Raw genomic sequence first — 19,698 nt, 5'->3', positions numbered from 1 at the left:
GGCAACGCGGGAGATTTTTCATGCATAACCAGGCTCCGATTCAACGTAGAAAATCGAAACGGATTTACGTTGGGAATGTGCCAGTCGGCGATGGGGCACCTATCGCCGTCCAGTCGATGACCAATACGCGCACCACGGACGTGGAAGCGACGGTCAACCAAATCAAAGCATTAGAGCGTGTAGGCGCGGACATTGTTCGCGTCTCCGTGCCCACTATGGATGCCGCTGAGGCGTTCAAACTGATCAAACAGCAGGTCAGCGTTCCGCTGGTTGCAGACATCCACTTCGACTACCGTATCGCGCTGAAAGTCGCCGAATACGGCGTTGATTGCCTGCGTATTAACCCGGGCAACATCGGTAACGAAGAGCGTATCCGCATGGTTGTGGACTGCGCCCGCGACAAAAATATTCCTATCCGTATCGGCGTAAACGCCGGTTCCCTGGAAAAAGATCTGCAGGAAAAATACGGCGAGCCTACGCCTCAGGCGCTGCTCGAATCCGCGATGCGTCACGTCGATCATCTCGATCGTCTTAACTTCGATCAGTTTAAAGTCAGCGTAAAAGCGTCCGACGTGTTCCTCGCAGTGGAATCTTACCGCCTGCTGGCAAAACAGATCGAGCAGCCTCTGCACCTAGGGATCACCGAAGCGGGCGGCCTGCGTAGCGGTTCTGTAAAATCGGCGATCGGCCTGGGGCTGCTGCTCTCTGAAGGGATCGGCGACACCCTGCGCGTCTCGCTGGCGGCCGATCCGGTCGAAGAGATCAAGGTCGGTTTTGATATCCTGAAGTCACTGCGCATTCGTTCGCGTGGGATCAACTTCATTGCCTGCCCAACATGCTCACGTCAGGAATTTGACGTGATCGGCACGGTGAATGCCCTGGAGCAGCGTCTGGAAGACATCATTACCCCAATGGACGTCTCCATTATCGGCTGCGTGGTGAACGGTCCGGGTGAAGCGCTGGTGTCAACCCTGGGCGTAACCGGCGGTAACAAGAAAAGTGGTCTCTATGAAGATGGCGTTCGTAAAGATCGTCTGGATAATAGCGACATGATCGACCAGCTTGAAGCCCGCATCCGCGCCAAAGCCGCGATGATGGACGAAACACAGCGTATCAGCGTTCAGCAGGTTGAAAAATAACGTGATGGGAAGCATGCCGCTTCCCATGTATGATTGAACCCATTCTTTGGGTTTTTTTTGTATATAGAAAGAGAATAAACGTGGCAAAAAACATTCAAGCCATCCGCGGCATGAACGATTACCTGCCTGGCGAAACCGCCATCTGGCAGCGCATTGAAGGCACGCTGAAGCAGGTGCTCGGCAGCTACGGTTACAGTGAAATCCGTTTGCCGATTGTAGAGCAGACCCCGTTATTCAAACGTGCGATCGGTGAAGTGACCGACGTGGTTGAAAAAGAGATGTACACCTTTGAGGACCGCAACGGCGACAGCCTGACCCTGCGTCCGGAAGGTACGGCGGGCTGCGTACGCGCCGGCATCGAACATGGTCTTCTGTACAATCAGGAGCAGCGCCTGTGGTATATCGGCCCGATGTTCCGCCACGAACGTCCGCAGAAAGGTCGTTATCGCCAGTTCAACCAGCTGGGCGTGGAAGTCTTTGGCCTGCAGGGCCCGGACATCGACGCCGAACTGATTATGCTGACCGCCCGCTGGTGGCGCGCGCTCGGTATCGCCGATCATGTCTCCCTGGAACTGAACTCAATCGGTTCTCTGGAAGCGCGAGCTAACTACCGCGATGCGCTGGTGGCGTTCCTGGAACAGCACAAAGAGAAGCTGGACGAAGACTGCAAACGTCGCATGTACAGCAACCCGCTGCGCGTGCTGGATTCCAAAAACCCTGATGTCCAGGCGCTGCTGAACGATGCCCCTGCGCTGGGTGACTACCTGGACGACGAGTCTAGCGAACACTTTACCGGTCTGTGCAAGCTGCTCGAAGCGGCTGGCATCGCCTACACCGTGAACCAGCGTCTGGTGCGCGGTCTGGACTATTACAACCGCACCGTGTTTGAGTGGGTAACCACCAGCCTCGGTTCGCAGGGTACCGTATGTGCCGGCGGCCGTTATGACGGTCTGGTTGAGCAACTGGGTGGCCGTGCGGCCCCTGCGGTTGGCTTCGCGATGGGTCTTGAACGACTTGTTTTGCTGGTTCAGGCAGTTAATCCGGAATTTAAAGCAGATTCCGTTGTCGATATATACCTGGTGGCTTCAGGCGCGGAAACGCAGTCTGCGGCGATGCAGCTTGCCGAACGCGTGCGTGATGCGCTGCCGGGCGTTAAGCTAATGACCAACCATGGCGGCGGCAACTTCAAAAAACAGTTTGCTCGTGCCGATAAGTGGGGCGCAAGTATTGCACTGGTGCTGGGCGAGTCCGAAGTGGCTAACGGCGAAGTGGTAGTAAAAGACCTGCGCTCTGGTGAGCAGACAACGGTAACGCAGGACGGCGTTGCGGCGCACTTGCGCACTCTATTGGGCTAAGGAGAAAGACGGCGTGGAAATGTACGAGAACGAACACGATCAGGTCGACGCGATTAAACGCTTCTTTGCTGAAAACGGCAAAGCGCTGGTTGTTGGGGTAATTTTAGGTGTGGGTGCGCTGGTTGGCTGGCGTTACTGGAACAATCATCAGGCGGATTCCGCGCGCGGCGCGTCTCTGTCCTATGAAAATACCGTTAGCGCGCTTCGGGCCGATCAGCCGCAAACGCTGGTTGCGGCAGAGAAATTTGCCGCCGACAACAAAAACACCTACGGTGCGCTGGCTGCACTGGAAGTGGCTCAGCAGTATGTTGATAAGAACGAACTGGATAAAGCCGCTGCTCAGCTGTCTCAGGGCCTTGCTGCTGCCAGCGATGAAAATCTGAAGGCAGTGATCAATCTGCGCCTGGCACGTATTCAGGTTCAGCAGAAAAAAGCTGACGACGCGCTGAAAACGCTCGATACCATCAAAGGCGAAGGTTTTGCTGCCATCGTTGCCGATTTGCGCGGTGAAGCACTGCTGAGCAAAGGTGACAAAGCGGGCGCGCGTAAAGCGTGGCAAGCTGGCGTAGAGAGCAAAGCGTCACCTGCGCTGAGCGAAATGATGCAGATGAAAATAAATAATTTGTCCGTCTGAGAGGGACCCGATGCAATTGCGTAAATTACTTCTGCCAGGACTGCTTTCTGTTACGTTATTGAGTGGTTGTTCACTGTTCAGTGGCGAAGAAGACGTTGTGAAAATGTCCCCACTGCCGACGGTTGAAAACCAGTTTACCCCATCCACCGCGTGGGATGTCTCCGTGGGCAGTGGGATTGGTGATTTTTATTCCAACCTTCATCCGGCCTATGCCGACAGCGTTGTCTATGCCGCTGACCGTAAAGGTACCGTGAAAGCGGTCAACGCCGATGATGGAAAAGAAGTCTGGTCCGTTAACCTGGCGGAAAAAGACGGCTGGTTCTCCCGTAAACCTGCACTGCTGTCTGGCGGTCTGACCGTTTCCGGTGGTCATGTGTACGTGGGCAGCGAAAAGGCGCAGGTGTATGCGCTGAACAGCAGCGACGGTTCCATTGCCTGGCAAACGACCGTTGCCGGTGAGTCTCTGTCTCGCCCGGTGGTGAGCGACGGCCTGGTGCTGATTCATACCAGCAACGGCCAGCTGCAGGCGCTGAACGAAGCGGACGGTCTGGTGAAATGGACCGTTAACCTGGATATGCCAGCGCTCTCTCTGCGCGGTGAATCTGCGCCGGCTACCGCATTTGGCGCTGCCATTGTGGGCGGTGACAACGGTCGCGTGAGCGCCGTGCTGATGCAGCAGGGCCAGATGATCTGGCAGCAGCGCATCTCTCAGGCCACTGGCTCAACGGAAATTGACCGTCTGAGCGACGTAGACACCACGCCGGTTATCGTTGACGGTGTGGTTTACGCGCTGGCCTATAACGGCAACCTGACCGCGCTGGACCTGCGCAGCGGCCAGATCATGTGGAAACGCGAGCTGGGCTCTGTGAATGATTTCATCGTGGACGGTAACCGCATCTATATGGTTGACCAGAACGACCGCCTGCTGGCGCTGAGCACCGAAGGCGGCGTGACGCTGTGGACACAGAGCGACCTGCTGCATCGTCTGCTGACCGCTCCGGTACTGTATAACGGCAGCCTGGTGGTAGGCGACAGCGAAGGCTATATGCACTGGATCGATCCAGAGAATGGCCGCTTCGTGGCACAGCAGAAAGTGGACGGTTCAGGCTTCCTGACCGACCCGGTTGTGGCTGACGGCAAACTGCTGATTCAGGCAAAAGACGGCACGCTGTACGCGATCACGCGTTAATTACCCGGCGGTTGTAGTATACTAAACGGCTCCTGTTCACTCAGGAGCCGTTTTGACATTTTTAAAAACGCCGCGAAAGCGACGTTTATTTGAATTTTATGAGGCTTCAAACATGGTACCTGTGGTCGCGCTTGTCGGGCGCCCTAACGTTGGAAAATCCACTCTTTTTAACCGTTTAACACGCACCCGTGATGCGCTGGTTGCGGATTTCCCGGGGCTGACGCGTGACCGTAAGTACGGTCGTGCAGAGGTGGAAGGACGCGAGTTCATCTGTATTGATACCGGCGGTATCGATGGCACAGAAGACGGCGTTGAAACCCGTATGGCGGAACAGTCATTGCTGGCGATTGAAGAAGCGGACGTGGTGCTGTTCATGGTGGATGCACGCGCTGGCCTGATGCCGGCGGACTCTGCAATCGCTAAACACCTGCGTTCACGCGAAAAGCCAACTTTCCTGGTGGCGAACAAAACTGACGGCATCGATGCCGATCAGGCTATCGCGGACTTCTGGTCTCTGGGCATGGGGGAGATCCACCCGATTGCGGCATCGCATGGCCGCGGTGTGACCAGCCTGCTGGAAACCGTTCTGCTGCCGTGGGTGGACGAAGTGAACCCACCGGAAGAGGTGGACGAAGACGCCGCATACTGGGCGCAGTTCGAAGACGGTGAAGAGGGCGAAGAAGAAGCGCCTGAGGATGACTTCAACCCGCAGGATCTGCCGATCAAGCTGGCTATCGTCGGCCGTCCAAACGTAGGTAAGTCTACACTTACTAACCGTATTCTGGGCGAAGAGCGCGTGGTGGTTTACGACATGCCGGGCACAACGCGTGACAGCATCTATATTCCGATGCAGCGCGATGAACGTGAATATGTCCTCATCGACACCGCCGGGGTACGTAAGCGCGGAAAAATCACCGACGTGGTGGAAAAATTCTCCGTTATCAAAACCCTGCAGGCAATTGAAGATGCCAACGTGGTGCTGCTCGTTATCGACGCGCGCGAAGGTATCTCCGATCAGGATCTCTCACTGCTCGGCTTTATCCTCAATAGTGGGCGCTCACTGGTTATCGTGGTCAACAAGTGGGACGGCCTGAGCAATGAAGTACGCGAGCAGGTGAAAGAGACCCTGGACTTCCGTCTGGGCTTTATCGACTTTGCCCGCGTGCACTTTATTTCTGCGCTGCACGGCAGCGGCGTCGGTAACCTGTTCGAATCCGTGCGTGAAGCCTATGACAGCTCCACTCGTCGTCAGAGCACCGCCATGCTGACCCGCATCATGAATATGGCTGCGGAAGACCACCAGCCGCCGCTGGTTCGCGGTCGTCGCGTGAAGCTGAAATATGCCCACGCCGGTGGCTATAACCCGCCAATCGTGGTGATCCACGGCAACCAGGTGAAAGACCTGCCGGATTCCTACAAGCGCTATCTGATGAACTACTTCCGTAAATCGCTGGACGTGATGGGCACGCCTATCCGCATCCAGTTTAAGGAAGGGGAAAACCCGTTCGCCAACAAGCGCAACACCCTGACGCCAAACCAGATGCGTAAGCGTAAGCGTTTGATTAAGCACATTAAGAAAAGCAAATAATCATTGCCGATCTCACGAAGGCCCGCGTTTATCGCGGGCTTTTTTTTTTTTGCCTGACCATACCGCCAGTTTTCTCTGTGTGATGTCAATCACTATTCATTTTCAACCACGTTTAAATCTAAGAAAGTAGACAATCGTCGAATTTTCATCTTAAAGTCCAGGGTCCGGTACTAGACAAAACTAGCGACTGGTTATCAAATGGTTAACTAACTTTTCGCCGCATGTAAAAAATCGGTCAGATACGTAACTGGCCGGCGTACCTGCTGGTGTTTACAAGCACGACACATACCTTTCGGGAGAATTATGCAATCCTCTGTTAATCAAAAAGAGAGCCGAACGTTCTTCGGCCATCCGTATCCGCTCGGTTCGCTGTTCTTTACCGAGATGTGGGAGCGTTTCTCGTTTTACGGCATTCGCCCGCTGCTGATCCTGTTTATGGCCGCCACCGTCTATGACGGCGGAATGGGCCTGGCGCGCGAAAACGCCTCGGCGATTGTCGGTATCTTTGCTGGCACCATGTACCTCGCCGCGCTGCCGGGCGGCTGGCTGGCGGATAACTGGCTCGGCCAGCAGAGAGCCGTCTGGTACGGTTCGATTCTGATCGCGCTCGGCCATCTGTCGATCGCGCTGTCGGCCATCATGGGCAATAACCTGTTCTTTATCGGCCTGATGTTCATCGTGCTCGGCTCTGGCCTGTTCAAAACCTGCATCTCGGTGATGGTCGGAACCCTGTATAAAAAAGGCGATGCGCGTCGTGACGGCGGTTTCTCGCTGTTCTACATGGGCATCAACATGGGCTCGTTCATCGCCCCGCTGATTTCCGGCTGGCTGATTAAAACCCACGGCTGGCACTGGGGCTTTGGTATTGGCGGCATCGGGATGCTGGTGGCGCTGATTATCTTCCGCGTGTTTGCCGTTCCGGCAATGAAGCGTTACGACGGCGAAGTTGGCCTCGACTCAACCTGGAACAGCCCGGTGGTGAAGCGTAACGGCGTGGGCGTTTGGCTTCTGGCGCTGGCGGCTGGCGTGGCAACGCTCGTGACGCTGATTGCGCAGGGCGTGATTGTCATTAACCCGGTCGCGGTAGCCAGTGTGCTGGTCTACGTGATTGCGGCGTCTGTTGCCCTCTACTTTATCTACCTGTTCATTTTCGCGGGCCTGAGCCGCAAAGAGCGCGCCAGGCTGCTGGTCTGCTTTATTCTGCTGGTCTCCGCCGCGTTCTTCTGGTCCGCGTTTGAGCAGAAGCCAACCTCGTTCAACCTGTTTGCCAACGACTACACTAACCGCATGATTGGTGATTTTGAAATTCCGGCGGTGTGGTTCCAGTCGATCAACGCCCTGTTCATCATCCTGCTGGCCCCGGTGTTCAGCTGGGCATGGCCGAAGCTGGCGAGCATGAACATTCGCCCGAGCAGCATCACCAAGTTTGTAATTGGTATTCTGTGTGCGGCAGGGGGCTTTGGCCTGATGATGCTGGCAGCACAGAACGTGCTGAGCAACGGCGGGGCGGGCGTGTCGCCGTTCTGGCTGGTGGGCAGTATCCTGATGCTGACGCTCGGTGAGCTGTGCCTGAGCCCGATCGGTCTGGCGACCATGACCCTGCTGGCACCGGAGAGAATGCGCGGCCAGATGATGGGGCTGTGGTTCTGCGCCAGCGCGCTGGGTAACCTGGCGGCGGGCCTGATTGGCGGCCACGTGAAGGCCGACCAGCTGGATATGCTGCCGGATCTCTTTGCGCGCTGCTCCATGGCGCTGCTGATTTGTGCCGCAGTGCTGATCGTCCTCATTGTTCCGGTGCGCCGCATGCTGGAAAATGTGCAGACTAAACCGGCAGTTAGCGCCTCATAAACCTCGGTGTGCCGGGGCAGGCGTTACGCCCCGGCACGGTATTTTCTGAGGTGAAACTATGCAGTTAGGATTTGTTGGTCTTGGCGCGGTAGTGGAAACAGCGTATCTGCCCGCATTGCGTAACCTGTTCGATGGCGCTGTTCGTTGTTTCGGCTTCGATGTTCTCCCCGCTAAGCACCCCGAAGGCGTTACGCGCAGCGCCTCGCTTGCGGAGCTTTTAGCCACCCCGCTGGATACCCTGTTTATCACCACCGCATCGCTGCACCATCTTGCAGTGCTTGAGCAGGCGATTGCCTCGCCTGTACCGCGGATTGTGATTGAAAAACCGATTGTCGCCACGCTTTCTCAAATTGAAAAACTCAACGCGCTGCTGGCAACGCCCGATGTGGCATCCCGCGTGCTGGCGCTCGACCACTGGATGGCGCGCACCGAAACGGTGAAGCATTCACTGGTCGGCCATGTTTCTGACATCGTTCGCATCGAAGGCTTTTTGCAGGAGCCGAGCGGGTATAACGCCGCCGGGGAACCTGTCGCGCTCAATTTCGCGACCGGTGAACCGGATACGAGAACGCTTCGCCATCCGGACGGCGTGATTCTGGATATCGGTACACACGTGCTGGCGATGCTGCGCGAAACGGTGCGCTATCTTGGCGGCCATGACGATATGACGCTGCAGGTCGTCACGGCCAAAGATCGCCTGGGCCGTAATATTGCAAAAGGCGACCTGACCACGGCGGAAGGTGAGGCGCACTTGCAGGGAAGCATCAGCGGTGTGCCAGTGGAGATCTGGCTTAACAAATACGCGGGGCCTGCAGGTGGACAAAAGGGCTTACGAGTGTATTTACGCGACGGGCGCATAATCAACCACGACCGACGCGGCGCGGAAGATGTGCTGGAGCTGATTGAGGGTAAGGATACTCAGCGCTGGCATATCCCCGGTACGATCTATGAACGCTGTCTTGCCGAACACATTATTGGCGCAAAGAGCCTGTTTGAACGCGATCCGCAGGAGGTGAGCCGCACGACGCGCCGCAGAATCGAGGAGGTGGCGCTGCTGCTGACCTTGCAGCAACAGTTGCGTGGCCCGCACTGAAGACGTGGTAAAATTATCGCAGACCAGAACGCCCTGAAGGAGACACCATGACCATTACCTGCCCGGATTGCCAGGCACAGCTTGAACCCCTGAACGGGGCGGCGCACTGCGACAGCTGTAATAAAGATATTGCGCTCGAAGCCCGCTGCCCGGAGTGCCATCAGCCACTCCAGGTCTTAAAAGCCTGTGGGGCGGTGGATTATTTCTGCCAGAACGGCCACGGCTTAATCTCTAAAAAGCGCGTGGAGTTTGTCCCGGCCGAAGGTTAATCACACACGCAGCCTTCGCCTTTCTTCCACAGCTCGACCAGCGACTCGGGCGCTTCCTGCTCAGGTACCAGCACGATGATATCGGCGTAGTGCGCCTGATTTTGTCCGGTCCAGATAATCTGGATGCGGAAATAGCGCTGATCCCCGCTGCCGGGGGAAGAGACTTGTCCGGGCGGCTGGCCGCGCGGGAAGGCCTGCTCGAGTATGCTCACCAGACGCTGGCGCTGGGCCTCATTGAGCGAGGAGAGCGCGATGGTGCGCTGGCCGCTCAGCTTAGGAATAAAAGCGACGCCGCCTTCCCGGGCCAGCTCAACCACGGCGTCATCCGTCAGTTCCGGAACCTGCATTTACAGCACTCCCACCTGTTCCCAGGCTTGTTTTATTGCCGCCCCAACGTCGCTACCGGAGCGTTTCTCTCCGTGCGCTATCGTCAGTTTTGCAAAGGCATCAAAATCCGCATCCTGCGCCAGATTGCGATCGCAAACCGTGTCGTACCAGGCATAACCCGCTTTTTCCCACGCATAGCCGCCGATTGCGGTCGCGGCCAGATAAAACGCCCGGTTAGGGATGCCGGAGTTAAGATGTACGCCGCCGTTATCCTCGCGCGTTTTGATGAAATCTTTCATATGCGCGGGCTGCGGGTCTTTGCCTAGCAGAGGATCGTCGTAGGCGGTGCCGGGTTCTGACATGGAGCGCAGCCCTCTGCCGTTAATGCCCGCGGCCAGCAGCCCTTCACCAATCAGCCAGTCTGCTTTATCGGCGGTTTGCTTCAGATGATACTGTTTCACCAGCGAGCCAAACACGTCTGACAGAGACTCGTTCAGCGCGCCCGACTGCTCAAAATATATCAGCCCGGCTTCGGTCTCGGTTACGCCGTGGCTCAGCTCGTGCGCCACCACGTCGATGGCAATCGTAAAGCGGTTAAAGATTTCCCCGTCGCCGTCACCGAATACCATCTGCTGCCCATTCCAGAAGGCGTTCTGATATTCCCGCCCATAGTGAACGGTGCCGGTCAAAATAAGCCCCTTATTATCGAGCGAATCACGCTGATATTCTTTCCAGAAGAAATCATGGGTGATACCTAAATAGTTATAGGCTTCATCCACCGCCACATCGCCGTTGGAGGGTTGCCCCTCATAACGCACCTGCGTACCCGGCAGCTCCTGGGTCTGTTTCGCATCGTAGATATCGCGCTCAAGCTGACCGGCTTTATTCACGTGCGGCGCGGCGGGTTTGCCCGGCATATGCGCCATCAGGGTCTGGACGTGGGTTAAGGTCTGGCGGGCACAGCGCTGCTGCGGCTCGGAACCGCTTTCGATAATACGACGAAGAATATAAGGGGGAATAACGCTACGAAGATGGGACATGCTGCTCTCCTTATTAAAAAAGGGAATAGCAGCAGTATAGTAAGTAACCGGCGAAGAATTATCCGGTTTTGCGCTGACGCGTCTTTTTCACCGGTTTAATTGATTTCACTTCGCTTTCTACCCAGCCGTCAGACAGCCGGGTGGTAAGAACATCACCGGTATTCACCTGTTTTGCTTGCTTCAGCACTTTGCCGTCCGCTGCCGTCGTCACGCTATAGCCGCGCGCCAGCGTGGAGAGGGGGCTCACGGCTTCCAGATGGGTCACCGCGTTGCCAAAACGTTCGCGGGTGCTGCTCAGACGCGCCCGGAGAGTTTCCGCCAGACGATACTCCAGCTGCTGAATGCGCGTTTGCGCGCGATAAATTTTCGGCTGCGGATTCTGCTGGTTCAGGCGCTGCGTCACGCGCTGCTGGCGCGCTACCGCGCGCTTGAGCTGCGCGTCCACCGCAACGTTCATGCGCTGACGCAGGCGCTCCAGCACGGTCTGCTGACGCGCCAGACGCAGCTGCGGGTGCTGCTGCTGAAGACGATGATGAAGCTGAGTAAAGCGGCGGGTACGGTTGGCAAGGAAGTAGTCCATCGCCATCTCAAGACGCTGCTGGCCGTTCTGAATCTGGCGCAGCAGCTCCAGCTGGTTACGGCTCACCACTTCCGCCGCCGCGGACGGCGTAGGCGCGCGCAGATCCGCGACAAAATCGGCAATCGTCACGTCCGTTTCGTGCCCGACGGCGCTCACCACGGGGATAACGCTTGCAAAGATTGCCCGCGCCACGCGCTCGTCGTTAAAGCTCCACAAATCCTCCAGCGAGCCGCCGCCGCGCCCGACGATTAAGACGTCGCACTCCTGACGGGCGTTCGCCAGCTCAATGGCGCGAACTATCTGTCCTGGCGCATCGTCACCCTGAACGGCAGTGGGGTAGATGATGACGGGCAGGGAAGGGTCGCGACGCTTCAGCACGTGCAAAATATCGTGCAGTGCCGCACCGGTTTTCGAGGTAATCACCCCCACGCAGTGGGCAGGCGAGGGCAGCGGCTTTTTGAACTGCTGGTCGAACAATCCTTCGGCAGAGAGCCTGGCTTTTAACTGTTCATACTTCTGCTGCAGCAGACCTTCGCCCGCAGGCTGCATGCTCTCGACGATAATTTGATAATCACCGCGCGGCTCATAGAGGGTGATATTGGCGCGCACCAGAACCTGCTGGCCGTGCTGAGGGCGGAACGTGACGCGGCGGTTGCTGTTGCGGAACATCGCGCAGCGCACCTGGGCGGTATCGTCTTTTAGCGTAAAGTACCAGTGGCCGGAGGACGGCTGCGTGAAGTTAGAGATCTCACCGCTAATCCAGACCTGCCCCATTTCCTGCTCAAGCAGCAAACGCACCGTCTGATTAAGGCGGCTAACGGTATAAATTGAGGGGGATTGAGAGGATAACATGTGAGCGGGATCAAATTCTAAATCAGCAAGTTATTCAGTCGATAGTAACCTGCTGAGAGGCAATCGCAAGCTTTTTTATAAAAAAGTGTAGATGCAATCGGTTACGCTCTGTATAATGCCACGGCAATATTTAACCACCCAGGTCAGAGATATTGCCCATGCTACGTATCGCTAAAGAAGCACTGACGTTTGACGACGTCCTCCTCGTTCCCGCTCATTCCACCGTTCTGCCGAATACTGCCGACCTCAGCACGCAGTTGACGAAAACCATTCGTCTGAACATTCCTATGCTCTCCGCGGCAATGGACACCGTGACGGAAGCGCGCCTGGCAATCGCCCTGGCACAGGAAGGCGGCATTGGCTTTATCCATAAAAACATGTCTATCGAGCGTCAGGCGGAAGAAGTTCGCCGCGTGAAGAAGCATGAATCCGGCATCGTGTCCGATCCTCAGACCGTTCTGCCAACCACCACCCTGCACGAAGTGAAGGCCCTGACCGAACGTAACGGCTTCGCCGGTTACCCGGTTGTGACCGAAGACAACGAACTGGTCGGTATCATCACCGGTCGTGACGTACGTTTCGTGACTGACCTGAACCAGCCTGTCAGCGTGTACATGACGCCAAAAGAGCGTCTGGTGACCGTTCGCGAAGGCGAAACCCGCGACGTGGTGCTGGCAAAAATGCACGAAAAACGCGTTGAGAAAGCGCTGGTGGTGGATGCGAACTTCCACCTGCGCGGCATGATCACCGTTAAAGATTTCCAGAAAGCTGAACGTAAACCGAACGCCTGTAAAGACGAGCATGGCCGTCTGCGCGTCGGCGCTGCGGTTGGCGCCGGTGCCGGTAACGAAGAGCGCGTTGACGCGCTGGTTGCTGCGGGCGTTGACGTCCTGCTGATTGACTCCTCTCACGGCCACTCCGAAGGCGTTCTGCAACGTATTCGTGATACCCGCGCCAAATACCCTGACCTGCAGATCATCGGCGGTAACGTGGCCACTGGCGCAGGCGCTCGCGCGCTGGCTGACGCTGGCTGCAGCGCGGTGAAAGTGGGTATCGGCCCAGGCTCTATCTGTACCACGCGTATCGTGACCGGCGTGGGCGTTCCACAGATCACCGCCGTGTCTGACGCGGTTGAAGCGCTGGAAGGCACCGGTATTCCGGTTATCGCTGACGGCGGTATCCGCTTCTCTGGCGACATCGCTAAAGCCATCGCCGCTGGCGCAGCTGCCGTGATGGTAGGCTCCATGCTGGCCGGTACCGAAGAATCCCCGGGTGAAATCGAACTCTACCAGGGCCGTTCTTACAAATCCTACCGCGGCATGGGCTCCCTGGGCGCGATGTCCAAAGGTTCCTCCGACCGTTACTTCCAGACCGATAACGCCGCTGACAAACTGGTACCGGAAGGTATCGAAGGTCGCGTTGCCTATAAAGGCCGTCTGAAAGAGATCATTCACCAGCAGATGGGCGGCCTGCGCTCCTGTATGGGTCTGACCGGCTGTGGTACCATTGACCTGCTGCGTACTAAAGCGGAATTCGTACGCATCAGCGGTGCGGGTATCCAGGAGAGCCACGTTCACGACGTGACGATCACCAAAGAGTCCCCGAACTACCGTCTGGGCTCCTGATAAGTTTCCGCGCCCGGCTTCTGCCGGGCGCTCTGTTTTTGTTTCACTTGCCTCGGAATTAGCGTCAATGACGGAAAACATTCATAAACATCGCATTCTCATCCTGGACTTCGGTTCTCAGTACACTCAGCTGGTGGCGCGTCGCGTACGTGAACTGGGCGTTTACTGTGAGCTGTGGGCGTGGGATGTCACGGAAGCACAGATTCGCGAATTCAATCCAAGCGGCATCATCCTGTCCGGCGGCCCGGAAAGTACCACCGAAGAGAACAGCCCGCGCGCGCCGCAGTACGTGTTCGAAGCTGGCGTGCCGGTATTCGGCGTCTGCTACGGCATGCAGACCATGGCCATGCAGCTGGGCGGCCACGTAGAAGGCTCCAGCGAGCGCGAGTTCGGCTATGCACAGGTTGAAGTGGTTAACGACAGCGCGCTGGTGCGCGGTATCGAAGACTCCCTGACCGCAGACGGCAAACCGCTGCTGGACGTGTGGATGAGCCACGGCGACAAAGTTACCGCCATCCCGTCTGACTTCGTGACCGTTGCCAGCACCGAAAGCTGCCCGTTCGCCATCATGGCGAACGAAGAAAAACGCTTCTACGGCGTACAGTTCCACCCGGAAGTGACTCACACCCGTCAGGGTATGCGCATGCTGGAGCGCTTCGTGCGTGACATCTGCCAGTGTGAAGCCCTGTGGACCCCGGCAAAAATCATCGACGATGCCGTTGAGCGTATCCGCCAGCAGGTTGGCGATGACAAAGTGATCCTCGGCCTCTCCGGCGGCGTGGACTCCTCCGTGACCGCGATGCTGCTGCATCGTGCCATCGGCAAAAACCTGACTTGCGTCTTCGTGGACAACGGTCTGCTGCGTCTCAACGAAGCCCAGCAGGTCATGGACATGTTCGGCGACCACTTCGGTCTGAACATCGTTCACGTGGAAGGCGAGCAGCGCTTCCTGGACGCGCTGAAAGGCGAGAACGATCCGGAAGCCAAGCGTAAGATCATCGGCCGCGTCTTCGTGGAAGTGTTCGACGAAGAAGCGCTGAAGCTGGACGACGTGAAGTGGCTGGCGCAGGGTACTATCTACCCTGACGTGATCGAGTCTGCCGCCTCCGCCACCGGTAAAGCACACGTCATCAAATCTCACCACAACGTGGGCGGCCTGCCGAAAGAGATGAAGATGGGCCTGGTTGAGCCGCTGCGCGAGCTGTTCAAAGACGAAGTGCGCAAGATCGGTCTGGAACTGGGTCTGCCGTATGACATGCTCTACCGTCACCCGTTCCCGGGCCCGGGTCTGGGCGTGCGCGTGCTGGGTGAAGTGAAGAAAGAGTACTGCGACCTGCTGCGTCGCGCGGACGCGATCTTCATCGAAGAGCTGCACAAAGCTGACCTGTACAACAAAGTGAGCCAGGCGTTCACCGTGTTCCTGCCGGTTCGCTCCGTCGGTGTGATGGGCGATGGCCGTAAGTACGACTGGGTTGTCTCCCTGCGTGCAGTGGAAACCATCGACTTCATGACCGCGCACTGGGCGCACCTGCCGTATGACTTCTTAGGCCGTGTGTCTAACCGCATCATCAACGAAGTTAACGGTATTTCCCGCGTGGTGTATGACATCAGCGGTAAGCCACCGGCTACGATTGAGTGGGAATAATCTTACGTCTGGCAACAGCCTGTACGTGAAACCTGCAAAGTAGCTCTAAGCCCGCGTAACTGCGGGCTTTTTTATGTCTGGCCTATATTTTCAGTACTTTAAATATTTGGAGGTTATTTTCAAGGATGGGTTTTTATATTTATATTAGAGTGGAGGTGAATTGCGCCAAATATTAAGATAGAACAAGTCCATAATTAGGACTTGTTCTATCAGGATTTGTACTCTGAGGTAGAGTGCTCTCAATTTAATTCATAATTTCGTTGAACTTCCGGAATGAAAAACGGATCAACGTCAGCAAGACTCATGTTACGTTTGAAGTATTGCCCGTCAACATAACCTATAATTCCGTCATCTCCTTGCCATGTGGGAGCTGATGCTACATAAACCGAGTGTCCATCTTCAATTTTAGTGATTTTTTCCATAACATCATCCGGAATGTTAAATTCTTCACTGATGATTTCAAGTGCAATTTCATTCAATGCTTTTTGGTTTTTGAATTCAGGAAATGAACGTGCCCATATTGGGACGTTTATAAATACACGAACACCATATCCAACTGAGATACAACAATCTGTTCTGCAGGATGGTTTATCTTTTGGTCGTCCTAATGAAGTTGCAGCATTAAAAACAACCCACACCTCATTTTTTTGTTTCAAAAAATCAAGGAGTTCGTTTTTACTATAATATATCCCGCCAATTTCACAAAACTTCAAATCTCCAATGTTACCGCCGAGCGAGGAAATTTGTTCAGCAATGCTTTCTTGCTCTTCATCTTTAGATGTAACTTTTTGTAATAAAGAGGCTTGTTCTGTTGCCCATTTTTGTATCGCATCTGACGATGCTAGCAGAGATGCAAAATCTCTTGCTGCCCGTACTGGCGTACCTAATAAAACTCCTCGGAATGAGCCTGTGCAAATTTTAGCTCCTTGGGATGCAACTGTTCCTGAAATGCTTTTGTCTGGATGGTACCTATTGGAAAGTCTGTCGGGATATAGTGTTGCTCGACCAACAATTTCGCCTGAATCTTCCTTAATTAGTGATACCGTAGATTCGAATGGTACCCCACTTTCACTAAGATACAAATCACCCTCAACCCTTTTTAGAAAATCAGATACTGGCTCAGTTTCCCAATTTCGACCATCTATTATCTCGCAAATGTCACCATTTTTTACTTTTACCGGAACATTCGATGTTGGGAAACTCTTTGATATGGCCTCACTTAGAACCTTTATACCATTTTCAGATACGGACCAAAATTCATATTTTGTTTCCGAGTGCCAAAAACCTTTCTCTAGTTTTTCTATATCAAGATGGACAGATATTTCCGTCCCGCCAGCCGTCATCCTGTCAGTATATTCAGCTCCACACAGTAGGGGGCGAGTATTGAGACCTTCAGGAAAAGATAATAGAGTTGTTTGGTCAGGGCTGGAATCAAATCGGCGAGATTTGATTTCTATTTTTTTTCCAAGCATGAAAATAGAAAAAAAACCTATTCCGTAGCGACCTGAAACGTTATTTTTATGAGGGAAGTTATCGTTATACTCTCCAATAGCGGTATCGTTCAGCCATCCACTTTTTCCAAAAGAAAGTAAATTTTCAACGATGGAAACTTCAGACATACCAACACCATTATCTCTAACCTTTAGTATAAACGAATCATTTTCTTTAATTAATTCAACTTCAACCAATGGCGAAGATGCTTGCGGATCAACAATTTGTCTGAGACGCACAGAGTCCATAGCATTTTGTATGATTTCTCTCAATGCTGCCATATTGTCGTGACCATAAAGTTGGTCACCACCTAAGTTTGCAATAAGCTGTGGAATATCTGAAATTGAAAATTCAGTATCAATAGGATGCCAACCTTCGGTTTGGATACAGGTTTTTAAATTTGCTGCAGACTCGATATTTGAAACCCGACGAGCTGAAAAACGACACTCATTCCCCCTGCGTCTTGCCAACAAATCGTCAGTTTTTCTTAGCTCACTATCAATCATTTTGAGGGTGTCGTGTAACATCCACCACTCCTTGGCTTCACTTTTAGGAAATGGGCGTAATGCGGCAAAATACAGAGTGTCATTTCTATTTTGTGCTTGAGTTAGCTTGTTTTGAAAAGTCCAGTGCTGATTGGAGTAGTCGGAAAGTCTATTTTTTCTGAGGGCTAGTAAAAAACTAGGAGCTCTACGTTCGTCAATTTGTGCTGCATCTGAAACACGAAGTACGCAAGCTAGTTTTAATAGATCAATAGACCAACTACTTGGAAAAGGAGAGGGGGCTGGAATGATTTTATCCTGCATCTGATTTTCAAGCTTTGCATGATCCCACCAATGAGATGCTGCTACTTGCCCAATAAAATCGCCAAACTTCTCTCTGGATTCACCATCATCAATTAAGTATCTAAAACCTGAATCTGCTTTCCATGATACTTTAGGTAATTTTTCTGCACGAATAGCATGTTGTTCTCGAAGAAATATTTCAATAATAGAGCTATCATCAATATATTCATTGCTTGAGGCTTTAATTCTGTTATATATCCGTTTCCACTCGCGAGAATCTTTTATTTCTTCCAGTCCCCCCGGGTACGCAGCCATGGTCATTGCAGAGTCATGGAAAAGAAAACTACACCCTAACACAAAACCTTCCACCGGATTAATGCAAAAATCAGGACCTACAATTTGGCTGCCTATTTCCCAAAGGGCATCCAAATGCTCTATATCGTGAACTGTGTAGTTTGGAAGGTCTATCGATATTTCTGAAACGAGAATCCGTGCATTCTCTCTGGCTCTTGTGAATGAAGAAATAAGAGCTTCGACAGATGATTGATGGGCTTTAGCCTGCTCACTTTCGAAGGCCATTTTCCATAGTAATGTTTCTTTGAAATTATTCATAATGCACCTAGTTTGCTGAGTGTTATGAGATGAACTTGCTGCGATACTAGCCATTTAGTATATGATTTTAATAGTGCTATGTATATTGTTTTATTAAATGTTTTCTTATTTTTTACTTTTATAAGGTTAGATTGATATTTCTCAAATGGTAACTGAAAATAATCTTAATCGTCTTCAAATCCTATATGGATGTTTTTGCTTTTGAGGTGATAACATACATCAGTGCCAATGCTTGTTTAACTTTGGTGTCATTGTTAATTTTTTTTTAATGTGGCTATAAAATATTGCGACGCAAATATTTACCGTTGCCTTCGGTATTACCATTATTCACTTAGATCAACTCTTTTACGCTGCGAATCACCTATCTTGTCATAATTGGGCGCAGGCTATTCTTGCGAACTGAGAAGCTTACAAGTAGCAGCAGTTAGTTAGCTCCCAATCACGATGAGGTATTTATATAACTTTTATAAGTCGAACTTTCAAATGCGGCAGAGCTTATGGAAGTGATTGTTTATGATGGTAGTGTGATGAGTTGGTCATCTTGGATAGGGAGCGTTTGTCACGAAAGAGTCTGATCCGTCTTCCTTGAACGTTTTGACTGTGAATTGCGTTTTCATGACAGCTTGAACACACTTTATAAAATCCTATTATTTATACCGACTTTCTTATTCAGTTGATAATAGAGTGTGAATAACCCCCCTCAAATGTAACACCCAAACCCTCTGCCTGTGCAGGGGTTTTTTATTTCCTTACTTCCCTTCCCCCAACCGGTACGCCAGCGCCACCACCAGCGACTGCACCAGGCACAGCGTTGCCGACTGTGACCGGAACGCATCCACCTGCGCCTCTTTCACCACAAAGCATAGATCGCTGAACGTCGCCAGGGGGCTTATCTGGCTGTCCGTAATCACAATCTGCCGTGCGCCGACGCTGGCGGCGGTTTCGCTGACCATCACCGTCTCTTCCGCATACGGCGAGAAGCTGATCGACACCACAATGTCCCGCGCCTTAATACGGCTGATCTGCTCGCGCAGCATGCCGCCCATGCCGTCGAGCAGGATAGGGCGGCACTCGAGGTGGCTCAGGGCATAGGTGAGGTAGGCCGCGACGCTAAAGGAGCGGCGCAGTCCGGCGATGTAGATGGTGTCAGCATCTGCCAGCAACTGTACCGCGCGCTCCAGCATTTCCGGCTCGGCGCGGGCGGCTAACTGCTGTAGCGCCTGCGCGTTCGAGCGGGCGAACTCCTGCAGGATATCGAGCGGCGTTTCCGGCACGGCCTCGCTCTCCATCTCGCGAAACAGCCGGGCGCGGTCGCTGTAGCTGGCGGTCTCCTCAACCAGGTTCATACGAAACAGCTGTTTCATTTCGTTGAAGCCGGTGAAGTCAAAGGCGTTGGCAAAGCGGATCAGCGTCGAGGGCGGCACGTCGGCGCGCTCGGCAATAACGGCAACCGTATCAAAGGCCACGCTGTTGGTGTTATCCAGCACGTAGCGGGAGACCTGCTGCAGCCTCTTGCTCAGGCTATCGTAGCGATCGCGGATTTGCTGCTGCAGTTCGTTCAGGCTGGTTGCTGTCGTCATCTTATCCCCCAAATACATTCTTATGATTCTAAACGCAAAACCGCGT

Annotated in this window: 15 protein-coding genes; 10 read left to right on the top strand and 5 right to left on the bottom strand. The window is 53.8% G+C overall.

The window, feature by feature from the left end; translation table 11 throughout:
• The first annotated feature begins 20 nt into the window (after positions 1 to 20).
• From ispG to AC4ICF_RS17125, 8 genes are all read left to right on the top strand, one after another.
• Positions 21 to 1,139 carry a flavodoxin-dependent (E)-4-hydroxy-3-methylbut-2-enyl-diphosphate synthase gene (gene ispG, locus AC4ICF_RS17160; protein ID WP_116343256.1) on the top strand — a complete coding sequence of 373 codons (1,119 nt, stop codon included), beginning with the start codon at positions 21 to 23 and terminating at the stop codon, positions 1,137 to 1,139.
• Between the two features lie 80 nt (positions 1,140 to 1,219).
• Positions 1,220 to 2,494 (top strand): histidine--tRNA ligase, encoded by a 1,275-nt coding sequence (hisS, locus tag AC4ICF_RS17155; RefSeq protein WP_316380663.1) that lies wholly within the window; start codon positions 1,220 to 1,222, stop codon positions 2,492 to 2,494.
• Between the two features lie 13 nt (positions 2,495 to 2,507).
• Complete coding sequence (locus AC4ICF_RS17150) at positions 2,508 to 3,128, top strand: YfgM family protein (protein ID WP_061097402.1); 621 nt, start codon at positions 2,508 to 2,510, stop codon at positions 3,126 to 3,128.
• Between the two features lie 10 nt (positions 3,129 to 3,138).
• Entirely contained in the window at positions 3,139 to 4,317 is a 1,179-nt protein-coding gene (gene bamB, locus AC4ICF_RS17145; RefSeq protein WP_116343253.1) for an outer membrane protein assembly factor BamB, read from the top strand.
• Between the two features lie 112 nt (positions 4,318 to 4,429).
• Positions 4,430 to 5,905 carry a ribosome biogenesis GTPase Der gene (gene der, locus AC4ICF_RS17140; RefSeq protein WP_233002501.1) on the top strand — a complete coding sequence of 492 codons (1,476 nt, stop codon included), beginning with the start codon at positions 4,430 to 4,432 and terminating at the stop codon, positions 5,903 to 5,905.
• Positions 5,906 to 6,208: 303 nt separating this feature from the next.
• Positions 6,209 to 7,753, top strand: a complete 1,545-nt coding sequence (locus tag AC4ICF_RS17135) for a peptide MFS transporter (RefSeq protein ID WP_116343249.1) — start codon at positions 6,209 to 6,211, stop codon at positions 7,751 to 7,753.
• 58 nt (positions 7,754 to 7,811) lie between these two features.
• A complete protein-coding gene (locus tag AC4ICF_RS17130; RefSeq protein ID WP_316380661.1) occupies positions 7,812 to 8,846 on the top strand; it encodes a Gfo/Idh/MocA family oxidoreductase in 1,035 nt (344 codons plus the stop codon).
• A 47-nt stretch (positions 8,847 to 8,893) separates the two neighbouring features.
• Complete coding sequence (locus tag AC4ICF_RS17125) at positions 8,894 to 9,115, top strand: zinc ribbon domain-containing protein (protein WP_116343245.1); 222 nt, start codon at positions 8,894 to 8,896, stop codon at positions 9,113 to 9,115.
• On the opposite strand, the gene AC4ICF_RS17120 is transcribed toward AC4ICF_RS17125, so the two are convergent.
• From AC4ICF_RS17120 to xseA, 3 genes are read right to left on the bottom strand one after another with little or no spacing between them, the layout of a single operon-like run.
• A complete protein-coding gene (locus AC4ICF_RS17120) occupies positions 9,112 to 9,462 on the bottom strand; it encodes a protealysin inhibitor emfourin (RefSeq protein ID WP_023294287.1) in 351 nt (116 codons plus the stop codon). The genes AC4ICF_RS17125 and AC4ICF_RS17120 overlap by 4 nt on opposite strands.
• On the bottom strand, positions 9,463 to 10,482 hold the full coding sequence (locus AC4ICF_RS17115) for a M4 family metallopeptidase (RefSeq protein ID WP_316380660.1): 1,020 nt from the start codon (positions 10,480 to 10,482) through the stop codon (positions 9,463 to 9,465).
• A gap of 58 nt (positions 10,483 to 10,540) precedes the next feature.
• Positions 10,541 to 11,914: an exodeoxyribonuclease VII large subunit gene (gene xseA, locus AC4ICF_RS17110; protein WP_316380659.1), complete on the bottom strand. Its 1,374-nt coding sequence runs from the start codon at positions 11,912 to 11,914 to the stop codon at positions 10,541 to 10,543.
• A gap of 158 nt (positions 11,915 to 12,072) precedes the next feature.
• Between xseA and guaB the strand changes: the two genes are divergently transcribed.
• Positions 12,073 to 13,539: an IMP dehydrogenase gene (gene guaB / locus AC4ICF_RS17105; RefSeq protein WP_014884799.1), complete on the top strand. Its 1,467-nt coding sequence runs from the start codon at positions 12,073 to 12,075 to the stop codon at positions 13,537 to 13,539.
• Positions 13,540 to 13,606: 67 nt separating this feature from the next.
• A complete protein-coding gene (gene guaA / locus AC4ICF_RS17100; RefSeq protein WP_008502126.1) occupies positions 13,607 to 15,184 on the top strand; it encodes a glutamine-hydrolyzing GMP synthase in 1,578 nt (525 codons plus the stop codon).
• Between the two features lie 239 nt (positions 15,185 to 15,423).
• On the opposite strand, the gene AC4ICF_RS17095 is transcribed toward guaA, so the two are convergent.
• Positions 15,424 to 18,072: an HD domain-containing protein gene (locus tag AC4ICF_RS17095; protein WP_316380658.1), complete on the bottom strand. Its 2,649-nt coding sequence runs from the start codon at positions 18,070 to 18,072 to the stop codon at positions 15,424 to 15,426.
• Positions 18,073 to 18,821: 749 nt separating this feature from the next.
• Entirely contained in the window at positions 18,822 to 19,652 is an 831-nt protein-coding gene (locus AC4ICF_RS17090) for a MurR/RpiR family transcriptional regulator (RefSeq protein ID WP_008502123.1), read from the bottom strand.
• Between the last annotated feature and the right edge of the window lie 46 nt (positions 19,653 to 19,698).

It is taken from the genome of Enterobacter sp. ECC_219_Taxon_10 (assembly GCF_058354905.1).
Note: the sequence above shows the minus strand (reverse complement) of the source record. Positions and strands in the feature narration are given on the sequence as shown.